Source organism: Marinococcus halophilus (assembly GCF_002265875.1).
In the GTDB taxonomy this organism is placed as follows: Bacteria; Bacillota; Bacilli; order Bacillales; family Marinococcaceae; genus Marinococcus; species Marinococcus halophilus.
Genome location: NZ_NPFA01000022.1, coordinates 15,913 through 28,339, shown reverse-complemented (window position 1 = coordinate 28,339; position 12,427 = coordinate 15,913). Strand labels below are relative to the sequence as shown.

Annotated in this window: 14 protein-coding genes; 9 read left to right on the top strand and 5 right to left on the bottom strand. The window is 48.1% G+C overall.

The genetic code is table 11. The annotated features are described in order from the left end of the window. Window positions 1-589: 589 nt before the first annotated feature. The 7 genes from CHL76_RS15135 (at window position 590) to CHL76_RS15105 (ending at window position 6,789) form a co-directional block, all read left to right on the top strand. On the top strand, window positions 590-1,048 hold the full coding sequence (locus CHL76_RS15135; protein WP_079475174.1) for a MarR family winged helix-turn-helix transcriptional regulator: 459 nt from the start codon (window positions 590-592) through the stop codon (window positions 1,046-1,048). Between the two features lie 135 nt (window positions 1,049-1,183). Then, window positions 1,184-2,416 (top strand): DNA polymerase IV, encoded by a 1,233-nt coding sequence (locus tag CHL76_RS15130; protein ID WP_079475173.1) that lies wholly within the window; start codon window positions 1,184-1,186, stop codon window positions 2,414-2,416. Between the two features lie 87 nt (window positions 2,417-2,503). Beyond that, a complete protein-coding gene (locus tag CHL76_RS15125; RefSeq protein WP_079475172.1) occupies window positions 2,504-3,562 on the top strand; it encodes a zinc-binding metallopeptidase family protein in 1,059 nt (352 codons plus the stop codon). A 163-nt stretch (window positions 3,563-3,725) separates the two neighbouring features. Further along, on the top strand, window positions 3,726-4,088 hold the full coding sequence (locus CHL76_RS15120; protein ID WP_079475171.1) for a hypothetical protein: 363 nt from the start codon (window positions 3,726-3,728) through the stop codon (window positions 4,086-4,088). 31 nt (window positions 4,089-4,119) lie between these two features. After that, a complete protein-coding gene (locus CHL76_RS15115) occupies window positions 4,120-5,097 on the top strand; it encodes a Gfo/Idh/MocA family protein (RefSeq protein WP_233133488.1) in 978 nt (325 codons plus the stop codon). A gap of 6 nt (window positions 5,098-5,103) precedes the next feature. Next, on the top strand, window positions 5,104-5,412 hold the full coding sequence (locus CHL76_RS15110; RefSeq protein WP_143745406.1) for a hypothetical protein: 309 nt from the start codon (window positions 5,104-5,106) through the stop codon (window positions 5,410-5,412). 105 nt (window positions 5,413-5,517) lie between these two features. Next, a complete protein-coding gene (locus tag CHL76_RS15105) occupies window positions 5,518-6,789 on the top strand; it encodes a multidrug effflux MFS transporter (protein ID WP_094909024.1) in 1,272 nt (423 codons plus the stop codon). A 99-nt stretch (window positions 6,790-6,888) separates the two neighbouring features. Here the strand turns inward: CHL76_RS15105 and dhaM are convergent, their stop codons facing one another. The 4 genes from dhaM to CHL76_RS15085 are packed head-to-tail and all read right to left on the bottom strand — an operon-like array spanning window position 6,889 to window position 9,387. Then, window positions 6,889-7,290 carry a dihydroxyacetone kinase phosphoryl donor subunit DhaM gene (gene dhaM / locus CHL76_RS15100; RefSeq protein WP_022794265.1) on the bottom strand — a complete coding sequence of 134 codons (402 nt, stop codon included), beginning with the start codon at window positions 7,288-7,290 and terminating at the stop codon, window positions 6,889-6,891. After that, window positions 7,290-7,910 (bottom strand): dihydroxyacetone kinase subunit DhaL, encoded by a 621-nt coding sequence (gene dhaL, locus CHL76_RS15095; protein ID WP_079475167.1) that lies wholly within the window; start codon window positions 7,908-7,910, stop codon window positions 7,290-7,292. Before dhaL ends, dhaM begins: the two co-directional genes overlap by 1 nt. A gap of 7 nt (window positions 7,911-7,917) precedes the next feature. After that, on the bottom strand, window positions 7,918-8,886 hold the full coding sequence (dhaK, locus tag CHL76_RS15090) for a dihydroxyacetone kinase subunit DhaK (RefSeq protein ID WP_079475166.1): 969 nt from the start codon (window positions 8,884-8,886) through the stop codon (window positions 7,918-7,920). 18 nt (window positions 8,887-8,904) lie between these two features. Beyond that, window positions 8,905-9,387: a DinB family protein gene (locus tag CHL76_RS15085; protein WP_079475165.1), complete on the bottom strand. Its 483-nt coding sequence runs from the start codon at window positions 9,385-9,387 to the stop codon at window positions 8,905-8,907. Between the two features lie 180 nt (window positions 9,388-9,567). Here CHL76_RS15085 and CHL76_RS15080 point away from each other — a divergent pair, with 180 nt between their 5' ends. Next, window positions 9,568-10,014 carry a DUF4385 domain-containing protein gene (locus CHL76_RS15080; protein ID WP_079475164.1) on the top strand — a complete coding sequence of 149 codons (447 nt, stop codon included), beginning with the start codon at window positions 9,568-9,570 and terminating at the stop codon, window positions 10,012-10,014. Window positions 10,015-10,038: 24 nt separating this feature from the next. On the opposite strand, the gene CHL76_RS15075 is transcribed toward CHL76_RS15080, so the two are convergent. After that, window positions 10,039-11,214, bottom strand: a complete 1,176-nt coding sequence (locus CHL76_RS15075; protein ID WP_158219200.1) for a pyridoxal phosphate-dependent aminotransferase — start codon at window positions 11,212-11,214, stop codon at window positions 10,039-10,041. Window positions 11,215-11,444: 230 nt separating this feature from the next. Here CHL76_RS15075 and CHL76_RS15070 point away from each other — a divergent pair, with 230 nt between their 5' ends. After that, window positions 11,445-12,383, top strand: a complete 939-nt coding sequence (locus tag CHL76_RS15070) for an ABC transporter substrate-binding protein (RefSeq protein WP_079475163.1) — start codon at window positions 11,445-11,447, stop codon at window positions 12,381-12,383. Window positions 12,384-12,427 lie beyond the last annotated feature (44 nt).

Here is a 12,427-nt window from a genome sequence, read left to right as displayed (position 1 = left end):
GTTGGACTAGAGCGTGAGCAATATCTGTAGTAAAATTATTCATAGGGAAGTCCTCTTTTCTGTGGATGTGGTCGGTAACTTCATTCTACTAGAAAAGGACTTCCTTTTTTGGTGATCGATCGTTTACACAAACTATTTTATGCTCTCATGGATGGTTTCATTCACGAATTAAAGTATTATTTTATTGAATTACTATATAAATACATATAAATCACGGCATTCGTTTTTAATAAGCATATTGTTCGCATTCATCCCCTCCTTCTCTTATCGTGAAACTATATATCACTGCAAAAGGAGGAAATGTTGTTGCTAAAGCAATGGATAAGAAGCCTCTCTTTCTCAAAACGCTGCTACTACTGCAGATCGAAGACCTCCTATATGCGTCCATACTTCACAAAGCAGGGTGAAAAAGTATTTGTCTGTGAAAAATGCCTTGAATACGCTGAAAGAAGGGCTATGCAGCGGGCCGATTAGAAAAGAACGCATAATATTTATGTTTTATATACACTCGTTTTGCGCTTATCTCTTTTTTCGCTCCTAATCTATATTACAATAGAGAAAAAGACCGATTGGAATTGGAGGGGCTCCGATGAATAAACATGACAAGGAAATGCTAGAACTAATTGAGACCGGCGTGGTAACGTTAATGCGCCGGGCAGATTTTAAAAGAACACTCGACAGCCAGGCAAACAGCCTGGACCGTTCTGCCTATTTGATTCTTCAAGTACTGCACCAGCAGAGCCCCCGTTCTGCTCGCGAACTCGCTGATCACTTTCTCCTTGATATCTCTACACTCAGCCGCCAGATCCACTCCCTGGAGAAAAAGGGCCTCGTTTCCCGCCGTCCCGATCATCACGATAAGCGGGTCAACCAGATTTTTATTACAGGGGAAGGGATCGAGGCGATTAATACACTGAAGCAGGAACGGATCCATATGTATGCTAACCTATTGGCCGACTGGGAGAAGGAAGATCGCGATCAATTCGCCCAGCTGCTCGAGCGTTTCAATAACACCCTCGTACAGAAAAGGGGCCTCCCCTCGTCATAATCAAGAAGCCGGAGCTAAACGGGGCTCCGGTTTTTTTCACCTTAAACAGAACATTTGTTCGTTTAAAATATATATTTTGAGGTATAATTTAGGGAAAAGAAGAAATAGCTTTATCAACCAAAGGAGGGAAGGGCTGTGGAGCGGATTATTTTTCTAATCGATATGCAGTCGTTTTACGCCAGTGTTGAAAAGTTGTACTATTCCCATCTGCAGCATAAACCAACAGCTGTAGCCGGCGACCCGTCGATCCGGAGCGGCGTTATTTTGGCTGCCTGCCCTGTCGCCAAACGCGAAGGTGTAAAAACGGCCGAAACACTCAGCCAGGCCCAGCAAAAATGTCCTGCGCTCGTTGTTATCCCTCCACGCATGGAGCTGTATTTAAAAATTTCGGTACAAATTGCAGCGGCGCTTGAAGCGTACACAGATAAGATAGAACCTTACAGTGTAGATGAGCTTTTTGCAGATATGACGCATACATACAGGCATACGGCCTCTACCCCGGAGCAGGCGGCTCTTTTTATCAACCGCCACCTGCTTCGGGCGTTCGGCGTCTACCCCCGCATTGGCATCGGACCGACCAAGGTTCTGGCCAAAATGGCCTGTGATCATTTTGCCAAAAAATCCGAAGAAGGAATTTTCACCCTGAGCCAGGATCAGCTGGCTTCAACGCTTTGGCCGCTCCCTGTGAATCATCTGTTTGGTGTTGGCCGGCGAATGGAAAAACACCTGCGCCAAATGGGCATTCGAAAGGCTGGCCACCTCGCTGCCTATCCAGTGGAAGAACTGCGGCACCGTTTCGGACTGAACGGTGAACTGCTCTGGCAGACAGCTCACGGCATTGACCCTTCCCCAGTCAGTCCCGGAACTCATACGCACCGAAAGGCTGTCGGCCACCATATGACGCTTCCACGTGACTACTCCAGCTGGGATGATATCCGGGTGGTGCTGCGCGAGCTGAGCGAAGAAGTTGGGCGCCGGGCACGGGTTGAAGGCTTCAGCGGTTGGACAGTCACTGTCGGAGCCGAAGGCCGTGATAACGAAAGACCTTTTCATTTCCATCGGCAGGCCGCCCAGGCGGCACCGATTAATGACGGCAAAGCCCTCTATAAAGCTGCTGCTTCCCTCTTTCTTAAGCATTGGAACTTTTATCCGGTCCGCGGCCTGAGCCTCAGCCTCCAGCAGCTCGAAAGTGATCAATCTGTGCAGTTGGATTTGTTTTCTGAAAAAGAGTATCGTGAGGACTTAAACAGAACAATCGATACTCTTAAGGAACGGTACGGACCGGCGGCCGTGCTCCAGGCCTCCTCCCTTCTTCCGGGCGGCCAGGCCCTGACCCGGGCGGAAAAAATCGGGGGTCACTACAAGTAAACGCCGGCAGTTTTAGGTGCATGAGTTGACGGCAAAGACAAAAAACGGGATGCTGTAATAAATTGTACTTCCAAGGAGGAAACGCCCATGAAGGAATCATCTGAACAATTTTTATATGGCCTGCTACAAACCCCCTCTCCATCCGGGAATGAAATGGCCATCCAGCGTAAGTGGCTTCAGTACGTCTCTCCGTATGCGGATGAAGTTCACACAGATACAATCGGCAATGCCTGGGGTGTCATTAACCCCGAAGCCTCATTTCATGTCCTTTTAGCCGGCCACTGCGATGAAATCGGTTTTCTCGTAAAGTCTATCGACAGCAGCGGCTTCGTACGGGTAGAAAAGCTCGGGGGTATCAGCCAGGCCCCAGCTCTTGGAATGAAAGTAACTTTCCAGGGCAGAAAAGGGCCTATCACAGGTGTCACAGGCGTTAATGCGGAACACAAAGGCGGCAGCAAAAAAGACTTTGCTTTTTCTGATTTATACATAGATTTCGGAGCTGAAAGCAAAGCGGAAATGGAAGAATATCTTTCTGTCGGCGATGCAGGAGTTTACGAGCGCACTCCCGAAAAGCTGTTGAATAATCGCTTCAGTGGTCGTGGACTCGACAACCGCACAGGTGCTTTCATTACTGCAGAAGTCCTGCGGCGGCTACAGGACAGGCGTCCGGCGGTAGGTGTATACGGCGTCAGCACGGTCAACGAAGAAACAAACATGGGAGGCGCTCATTTTGCCGGAGCCGCTCTGCGGCCTGATTTAGCAATTGCCCTGGACGTTACATTTGCATATGATTACCCCGGGTCCAATCCAAATCAGGAGACAGAAGTAACTCTCGGCGGGGGTCCAGTACTTGCCAAGGGAGCTCCGATCCATCCGACGGCTAATGAAGGACTCGAGCAGGCCGCAAAAAAAGCCGGCCTCTCCGTGCAGTACGAGCTCACGCCAAGAGTGACCGGCACTGATGCTGACCGGCTGCGTCTGGCTGGCGCCGGCATTCCAAGCGTCAACGTGTCCCTTCCTCTTCGGTACATGCATGCCCCAGTGGAGACAGCGAGCATGGATGATATTGAAAATGTTATCGGACTATTAGTCGAATACATCTGCTCACTCAAGGAAAATGAAGACCTGCGGCCAGTCCGGCCGTAATTACTCATTTGTATATCTTTTCGTCCCAAACTCTCTTCTTTTTCGGGAAGAGGGTTTTTTATCACCTTTCCTTTTTTGATTCAAGGCTGTTCATTTGATGCTAAAACCGCTACGATACAATTATGAGTACTTGTATCTAAACTAATCAAAGGAGCTGCAGCTAATGGAAGAACGCTTAGCGGAATTCGGACAAATCATCGATCAAATTATTTCCCGGGTGCCCGGTACCTTCAGTGAAAATATCGCTGTATTTGTTTTGGCTATTTTATTGTATTTTTTACTGCGCCCCATTTTCTTCTTATGGAAACCGGCGGCTTCCCGGCTGCTAAAAATGCTGTGGTACGTGGCCCTCGGTTTTGTCCTGCTGCAGGAAGCCGGCTCCATTTACTTCATTCTTGGCTTTGCTGCTGCTGTAGAAGCATATGATCAGTTTTTTCTATTTTTTGAGGAACGAAAACGGAGGGCTTCTATCTCTAAGGCAGAAACAAAAACACGATCGAGCCGGAAAAGGAAAGGAAATTCATAGACACAGCTGATACTTAAGGAGGTTTTACATAATGAATTTTGCCACTGTGGGAACGAACTGGATTACCGAAGCTTTCATTCAGGCTGGCAGAACGCTTGAGGATTTTCAGCTGCAGGCTGTGTATTCCCGGAATCTCGAACGGGCTCAAGCTCTGGCGGACCAATATGACGCGCCTTCGGCTTATAATGATTTAGAACAGCTTTGCCGGGATACAAATGTGGAGGCGCTGTATATTGCAAGCCCTACCAGATATCATTTTTCCATCGCCATGGCCGGCATACAGCACGGAAAGCACATCATCTGTGAAAAGCCAATGTGCTCTAATGCTGAAGAAGCAAAGCGGCTGCTCGCTGCCGCTTCCGAATACGGCGTTACGATTATGGAAGCGATTAAAAATATGTATTTCCCGGCTTGGACTGCTGTGACCGATCACCTTGACGAAATCGGCAAGCTCCGCCGGGCATCGATTTCCTACTGCCAGTATTCGAGCCGGTACGACGCTTACCGCGAGGGAACTGTACTCAATGCTTTTAAACCGGAGCTTTCCAATGGGGCCTCAATGGATATTGGCATCTACTGCCTCCACCCGGCTCTTGAGCTTCTCGGCATGCCGCATACCGTACAGGCACATGGTTACCTGCTTGAAACCGGTGCTGATGGCCAGGCAGCTGCTCTTCTTGGATATCCGGAAGCCCAGGCAGTCATCAGCTATTCTAAAATCTCTTCTTCGACTCAGCCAGTCGAGCTGCAGGGAGAAGACGGCACGATCACCATCGATCACATCAATCATATGCACCGGGTGACCCTCACAAAAAAAGATGAAACGACTATCCTTTGGGAAAACAGCCAGGAGGATTCCATGGTCCATGAAATACAAGCCTTCATTCGCCTTTGTGCCGGTGAAGATGTGCCTCATATTTCGATCGAACGCTCCATCCAGGTGCTTCAAGTCCTTGATGAAATACGTGCTCAGACCGGCGTCCACTTCCCGGCAGATACCGAGGAGTAGCAGCAGGTGATGAACCTATTCTTTTTTTCCTTAGTAAATGAAGGATTAAGTGCTGTATTTTCCGTAGCTTTGACGCAGGAATATGTGTTTTTCCTTTTCAGCTTCATCTTTTTTATTCTGTTGCGGCCTTTGTGCTTTTTATGGATGCCTTCGCTCGAGCACCTGCTTCGCTGCGCATGGTATGGAATTATCGCTGTCGCCTTTTTTCAGGAATGGGCCGGCACGCTTATTATCCTGTTTTTCGCGCTTAGTGCAGAGTGCTGGCATCTGTTGTTTGCGGCTCTCGAAACAAAAACTAAGAAAAGTCCGGCTTAAAACAGCGGACTTTTCTTTTTATATGGCTTATGTTAGAATCCTTTCTTGTGCTTAAAAAACAACGTGTCCCGTGATTCATATTTCAACAAGGGAGTAGATTTTATCATGAGTTCCACACAGGCGGTATCGTCTAAAAAACGGATCGGCCTGGCTATTCTGCTAGGTTCGCTGGCTGCGTTCGGCGCACTGACTATCGACATGTATTTACCCAGTTTTCCTTCTATTGCCCAGGACCTTGATACGAGCGCTTCGCTGGTACAGCTCAGTTTAACAGCCTGCCTGCTCGGTCTCGCCTTTGGCCAATTAATCGTAGGGCCTATGAGTGATGTGAATGGAAGAAAAAAACCGTTATCTATTTTCCTGTTTATTTATATAGCCGCCTCTATTTTATGTATATTCGCTCCAACCATTTGGATTTTGATTGCTTGCCGTTTTCTGCAGGGATTTTCCGCTTCGGCCGGTATTGTTATTTCCCGGGCAATTGTCCGGGACATGTATTCCGGAAAAGAACTAACGAAGTTCTTTTCGCTGTTGATGCTTGTAAATGGACTTGCTCCGATACTTGCCCCAGTGCTTGGCGGAGCCATCCTTAATTTCACCACGTGGAACGGCGTATTTGCTGTTCTGAGCGCGATAGGCGTCACTATTTTCATTATTGTTTTATCCCTGCTCCCGGAGACCCTTCCGGAGACGAACCGTTCAGACAGCGACATAAAAGAAACGGTAAAGACTTTCGGCAGCTTGCTAAAAGACCGTTCGTTTATGGGCTACGCTCTTGCCCAAGGATTAAAGATGGCCGGCATTTTTGCTTATGTGTCCGGCACCCCATTTGTGTATCAGGGCATTTACGGAGCTTCACCGCAAGTTTTCGGCTTTTTATTCGCGCTTAACGGCATTGGTATTATTATCGGCTCCCAGACAACCGGACGGCTTGCCGGCATTGTGCCCGAACGAAAAATACTCACGTTTGGCCTCGGGCTGACCATCGTTTCAAGTTCCGTCCTGTTAATAATGACCATAATTCAAGCACCGCTTGCCTCTATTGTGATCCCGATGTTTTTCGTTGTTTCAAGCCTTGGACTTGTAAACACTGCCTCGTTTTCCCTTGCGATGGAAGAACAAGGGCACCGGGCCGGCAGCGCCTCTGCGCTGATCGGTCTGCTCCCATTTCTATTCGGGGCAGCTTCGGCTCCGCTGGTCGGCATTGCCGGAGAGCATACAGCGGTACCGATGGGCATTGTGATTTTTGCAGCAGATGCTGCGGCCGTGCTCAGCTATGTGTTGCTGGCGAGAGCGTCAAAAACATCTTCTGTCCAAAAAGAGGAAGCCTCCCGGAAAGCTTATTATAAAAACGCAAAACCGAAAACGAGCTCGTAACCTGAAAAGCTGGGAGCATATGATTTTACAGCTTTTTGTAAGGCACTCTATTCCAGCCAAAAAACCCTGAAACCGTCGCAAGGTTTCAGGGTTTTCTCATTAATCCTCGATTTTTTTCCATTCCTTTGCCGATTCTGCTGCCTTTTTCACTTCCTCGAGTGTTTTTCCCATTCCTGCCTCAACTGCAGCAATATAGGCTCCTTCTACAAGCGGGGCATCAGCGATAGTAATACGGCCTTCAAGCTCGGGAAGCATTTCAAGAGCCATTTCTGCATTCATTAACGCACTGCCAATATCAAACAGAAGCAGCACACCTTCCTCAGTCGTAACCGACTCTACGGCCCCGGTAATCCGGTCAACGCTCGTGCCGATTTCTCCCTCTTCAGTGCCACCGGCTGCGGCGATCGCAACGTCCTCCTGTTTCGTCTGGGATACGAGATCCACGATTCCATCGGCGAGTTCTTTGCTGTGGGAAATAACAATGATGCTGACTTTCGCCATTAAGAGGCCCCCTCCTTATAAACTTCTGCCAGAGCTTCGAAAACGAGCTGCGATGAAAAGGCGCCCGGGTCCATATGGCCTTTCGAGCGCTCGCCTAAATAGGAAGCCCTTCCTTTTTTTGCGACCCGGTCAATAGTAGCTTCTGCTTCTTTCGCAGCTGTTTTGTTTGCCTGTTCTGTATCCACTCCGCGCTCTTTCATTTCATCCCGGACAGGAATCCATACATCGAGCATTGTCTTGTCTCCAAAAGAAGCTTTGCCTCTCGTTTCAATACCACCGACGGCAGCCTCGATGCCTTCGGTAAAGGCTTCGCTGTCGAGTACATCTCTTCCCTTCCATGCATTGGCGGCTTTAAGAAAAGCTGTTCCGTATAAAGGCCCTGAAGCCCCGCCCACTTTCGAAATAAGTGTTGAAGCTATATCTTTATACATCGTGCCGATGTCGTCATAGGAAGAATCGTTTACTTTATTTGCTGCCTCCTGAAACCCCCGGGCCATATTGTGTCCGTGATCGCCGTCTCCGATGGCCTGGTCGAGCTCGGAAAGCTTATCCTTATGCTCCTGCATTTTTTCGTTGATTCGTAGTGCCCATTGCTTCATTACTGCTGCGCTTAGTTCCATGAAAACTTCACTCCCTGCCGGATAGTAGCAACCGTTTACGTTCCTCATCCAAATTTAAAATCGTTACCGAGCATCCCGTCATTTCAAGCGACGTCATATACTCTCCCACAAAGGTTTTCTTTACGTGAATACCACGGTCTTTTAACAGCTGAATAGCTTTTCTTGCCACAATATACAACTCCATCAACGGTGTGGCTCCCTGCCCATTAATCATTAATGCCACTTCGCTGCCGTCATTTAGATGCATATCGTCAAGCACATGCTGAACCAGTTCTTCCGTAACGGCGTCGGCCTGCATCAGCTCACGGCGCTCCACGCCCTGTTCGCCGTGAATGCCGGTTCCAATCTCCATCTCGTTCTCTTCAAGAGTAAATCCGGGCTTTCCGGACGCCGGAACCGTACAAGGTGCGAGGGAAACGCCCATCGAGCGAACATTGTCAGCAACGCCCTGTGCAATTGCTTCCACCTCGTCCAGGCTTTTTCCCTCAGCTGCTGCTGCCCCGGCAATCATATGCACAAGAGTCGTTCCCGCTACGCCACGCCGATCGTCGGGATTCGAAATCGCTACATCGTCCCGTATAACGACCTGCTTGACCGTAATATCTTCTGCTTCTGCGAGATCGGCAGCCATATCGAAGTTCATTACATCCCCGCTGTAGTTCTTTACGATTAAAAGAACTCCGGCTCCGCTGTCCACGGCTTTAATGGCTTCAAGCACCTGGTCAGGGGTCGGCGAGGTGAATACTTCCCCGCTCACTGCTGCATCGAGAAGCCCTTCCCCGACATATCCGGCGTGAGCAGGTTCGTGCCCGCTGCCCCCTCCGCTGATCAAAGCTACTTTACCTTGCACTGGCGCGTCGGCCCGCACAATCACATTCGTATTTTCAATCGCCCGGAGCTTGTCGGGATGAGCAGCCACCAGTCCTTCCACCATTTCAGAAACGATCTGATCCACACCATTAATGAGCTTCTTCATTTCTTTTCCTCCCTCAGTCTATAGTTTTGCTTTTATATCTTGGATTTGAGCGATATGCCGTTCTTCATGGAGGCCGATCATCTCCAGCCACTGATGAAGAGGCATAGGCCCAAAATTGGGATGCGAAATGGAACGTGCTGCTAAGTCCTCACTGGTGTGCCTTTCTTCAAGGTGACGGATATAGTTTCTCGTTTCCTGCAATTCTTCAAGCAGGGTCTGTTTGTTAAATTCCATATCCTCAGGCTGGAGTTCCTGCGGCGCTTCCGCCGGACGGCGGCGGTATTTCATCATTTGAATCGGCTTTTCTTCCGCCCTTGTGGTAGGTTCTGTTTCCAGGGCGCTTTTCATGCTTCTTCCTACAAAGGCTTCAAATAGCCGGAGGTGCTCTACTACCTGAGCAACGCTCCAATCCGTAGCGTCCGTTTTTATGTTCCAATCTGCTTCCGGAACTGGTTCGACTTCCTCCAGAAGCTGGCTGCGTACATTTTCAATATATTCCATCTTAAAACCTCCATCTACCACAAGGATTCGATGTATATCTTCGATAATCCTTCTTTATTCTATGCATCCCGTTTATTCCCCTTTTTAGGAAAGATAAATCCTGTATGGCTACAAATTTTTACACATACATCTCTTCATTTCCGGGCAAAGAAGATAAAGACAAAAAAGGAGAGAACGCAAATGAGTTTTAATTATGAAGAGGATTTTGACAGCATTAATTTTCGTGAACAACCCGAGAAATACCGCGTAGGGCGAGGAGAACAGGGCGTTTTAATGGTGGAGCCATACAAGAGTGAAATTTTGCCGCACTGGAGATTCAAAACACCCGACATTGCTAAAGAATCCTCCGGACAGATTTATGAATTATTTTTGGAATATAAAAAACAGAAGGACTTTGTCGGTATGGACATGGCAAGAAAATTTCTGCAGATGGGCTATACCCGCTCGCGCCGGTATGCCAATTATAAAGGAGGCAAAAAATATGACAAAGACGGAAATGTGAACGAGCGGCAGATCAATGAAGAAAAAGCCGAATCAGCCCGGATTTTTGAAGAAAAATGGATACAGGCCCGGGAGGACGAAACTTACCTGGCATGGAAAAAAGAGCACCAAAATAAGTATGGGTGAACGAAAACATGTTAAAGCTATGCTTCACTTCCCCTCCGCTGCTACACCGGCGATTCTTACAGCCGCTTCTTTCAACCGTTCTTCCTCTTCAAGCAGGCCGATGCGGACGTATCCTTCTCCCATACTGCCAAAGCCATGGCCTGGGGCTACTACTACACCTGCTTTCTCAAGTAGCTTTTCGGTGAACGAAGCGGAGGTGTAGCCGTTTGGCACTTTCATCCATACAAAAAAAGAACCCCGGGGCGCCTGTACCTCTGCGCCCTGAGCGCGTAGTGCCTGAATAAATACGTTTCTTCTGCTTTCGTAAACATTCAGTATATCTTCAGCCATGCCTGCCCCGTGGTCAAACGCATACGCTGCGGTTTCCTGCACCGCCCCAAACAAACTTACATACAAATGATCCTGCATTTTATTAATCATCTCTATTACCGAAGCATTTCCTACCGCCACAGCTGCTCGCCATCCGGCCATGTTAAACGTTTTCGACAGTGTATACATTTCTACGCCCACTTCCCTGGCCCCGGGAGTCTGAAGAAAGCTCGGCGGTTTTTCGCCGTCATAGCCGAGTGATCCATAGGCAAAGTCATGCACGACACAAATGTGATGCTGTACAGCAGTCTGGACCGTTTCTTCAAAAAAATCCGCCGTAGCGATTCCCGCCGTTGGATTGTTGGGATAATTTAAAAACATCATTTTCGCCCGGGTCAGCACATCTGCTTCAATTTCGCGAAAATCAGGGCGGAACTCATTTTCTTCTTTTAACGGCATAAATACTGTTTCTGCACCTGCCAGGGCCGTTCCGGAAAGATAATCAGGGTACCCCGGATCAGGAAGCAGCGCCGTATCCCCGGGATTAAGAAGGCACTGGCTGATCTCCACCAGACCGGTTTTTGCCCCAAACAAAACCGCCACCTCCGTTTTTGGATCCAGCGTCACCCCGTATTCCCTCTGATAAAAATCAGCTGCCGCCTCTTTCAAAAAAGCATACCCCCGGAACGGGGAATATTTATGATATTCGGGGTTTTCGGCAGCTTTCTGCATTTTTTCAACAATTGGGCCCGGCGTCGGCCGGTCAGGATTACCTTGGCCCAGGTTAATTAAATCCCTGCCTTCTTCCTTAAGCTCCTGCACTTTCCTTGAAAGCGAAGCAAAGAACTGTTCCGGCAGTCGGTCGATTTGTTCAGACGGTTCAAAACGCATAACATTTCCTCCTGTAGGCAGATTTTTCTTCATATGTTTTACAATCATAAAAGCAGGCTTTTTTTAGTGTAACGTTAAAAAAACAAAAGCACAGCCCTTACATTTTATTAAAAACTATCGGCACACGACATTTTTTGCATAGTTCCAAAGGTTTACATTGTAATTATAAAATGAATACCATATAATAGTCATGCAAATGATTATTATTATCAACTAGGAGGATTACATATATGTTTAAAAAGTGGTTTTCTTTATTTGCAGTCGGTTTTGCACTTTTATTTGTCCTTGCCGCCTGCGGCAATGATTCTTCAGGAGATTCCGGGGAAGGGGAAAACGGCGGGGAAAACGCAGAAGCTGAAATGAGAACCGTTACCGATCCGACCGGCCGGGAAGTAGAAATTCCGGCAGATCCCCAGAATGTGGTAGCCCTGCAGAACGTAGCAGACATGCTGATCCTGGGCGAGCAGCCGGCAGGCACCTCTGACTATTATCTTGACACATACGGTGACAGGCTTGAAGGAGTGGAAAGCGTGGGCGGAGATACGCCTAACGTCGAACAGATCAATGAGCTTAACCCAGATATGATTCTTTTATCGGATTATCAGTCTGACTCTCTCGAGCAGCTCGAGCAAATCGCACCGGTCTACATGACTTCTTTTGGAGATACACCGGAAGAGCAGCTGAAAAACACTGCTGATGCATTAAACAAAGAAGACGCCAGCGAAGAATGGCTGAATGAATACGAACAACAAGCCGAGGAAGCAAAACAAACACTTGCAGACAATAATATACCGGAAGATGCAACTGCGGCTGTCGTCCAGTTTATCGGTAAGGAAGTTTACGTACATGATCAATCTGTTTTTGCCGGATTGTATGAAGGCGCCGGGCTCGAACCGACAGAAGGCGTAACTGAAAACACAGAAACTCAGGCAATTTCTCTTGAAACTGTGCCTGACTATGTGGAGGGCGCAGACTATCTGTTTATTCTAACCGACCAGGGAGAGCCGACAGAGCAGTCCCAGGAACTGGTGGATGATCTGCTTGCTGATACCGAAGCCGTTCAAAACGACCAGTATTACTATGTAAATAATACAAAATGGAGCGACTTCACGCTGCTTGGCCGTGAGTACCAGCTAAATGATTCAGTCGAAAAAATCACCGGGGAATAAAATAATAAAGGCCCGTATTCTATTAAAAGAACGGGCCTTTTTTT

Coding starts and splice junctions, on each gene's coding strand:
- dhaM (WP_022794265.1), bottom strand. CDS start 7,290: ATGGCGAAAGTCAGCATCATTGTTATTTCCCACAGCAAAGAACTCGCC.
- CHL76_RS15085 (WP_079475165.1), bottom strand. CDS start 9,387: ATGGAATATATTGAAAATGTACGCAGCCAGCTTCTGGAGGAAGTCGAA.
- CHL76_RS15115 (WP_233133488.1), top strand. CDS start 4,120: ATGAATTTTGCCACTGTGGGAACGAACTGGATTACCGAAGCTTTCATT.
- dhaK (WP_079475166.1), bottom strand. CDS start 8,886: ATGAAGAAGCTCATTAATGGTGTGGATCAGATCGTTTCTGAAATGGTG.
- CHL76_RS15125 (WP_079475172.1), top strand. CDS start 2,504: ATGAAGGAATCATCTGAACAATTTTTATATGGCCTGCTACAAACCCCC.
- CHL76_RS15105 (WP_094909024.1), top strand. CDS start 5,518: ATGAGTTCCACACAGGCGGTATCGTCTAAAAAACGGATCGGCCTGGCT.
- CHL76_RS15135 (WP_079475174.1), top strand. CDS start 590: ATGAATAAACATGACAAGGAAATGCTAGAACTAATTGAGACCGGCGTG.
- CHL76_RS15120 (WP_079475171.1), top strand. CDS start 3,726: ATGGAAGAACGCTTAGCGGAATTCGGACAAATCATCGATCAAATTATT.
- CHL76_RS15070 (WP_079475163.1), top strand. CDS start 11,445: ATGTTTAAAAAGTGGTTTTCTTTATTTGCAGTCGGTTTTGCACTTTTA.
- CHL76_RS15075 (WP_158219200.1), bottom strand. CDS start 11,214: ATGCGTTTTGAACCGTCTGAACAAATCGACCGACTGCCGGAACAGTTC.
- dhaL (WP_079475167.1), bottom strand. CDS start 7,910: ATGGAACTAAGCGCAGCAGTAATGAAGCAATGGGCACTACGAATCAAC.
- CHL76_RS15080 (WP_079475164.1), top strand. CDS start 9,568: ATGAGTTTTAATTATGAAGAGGATTTTGACAGCATTAATTTTCGTGAA.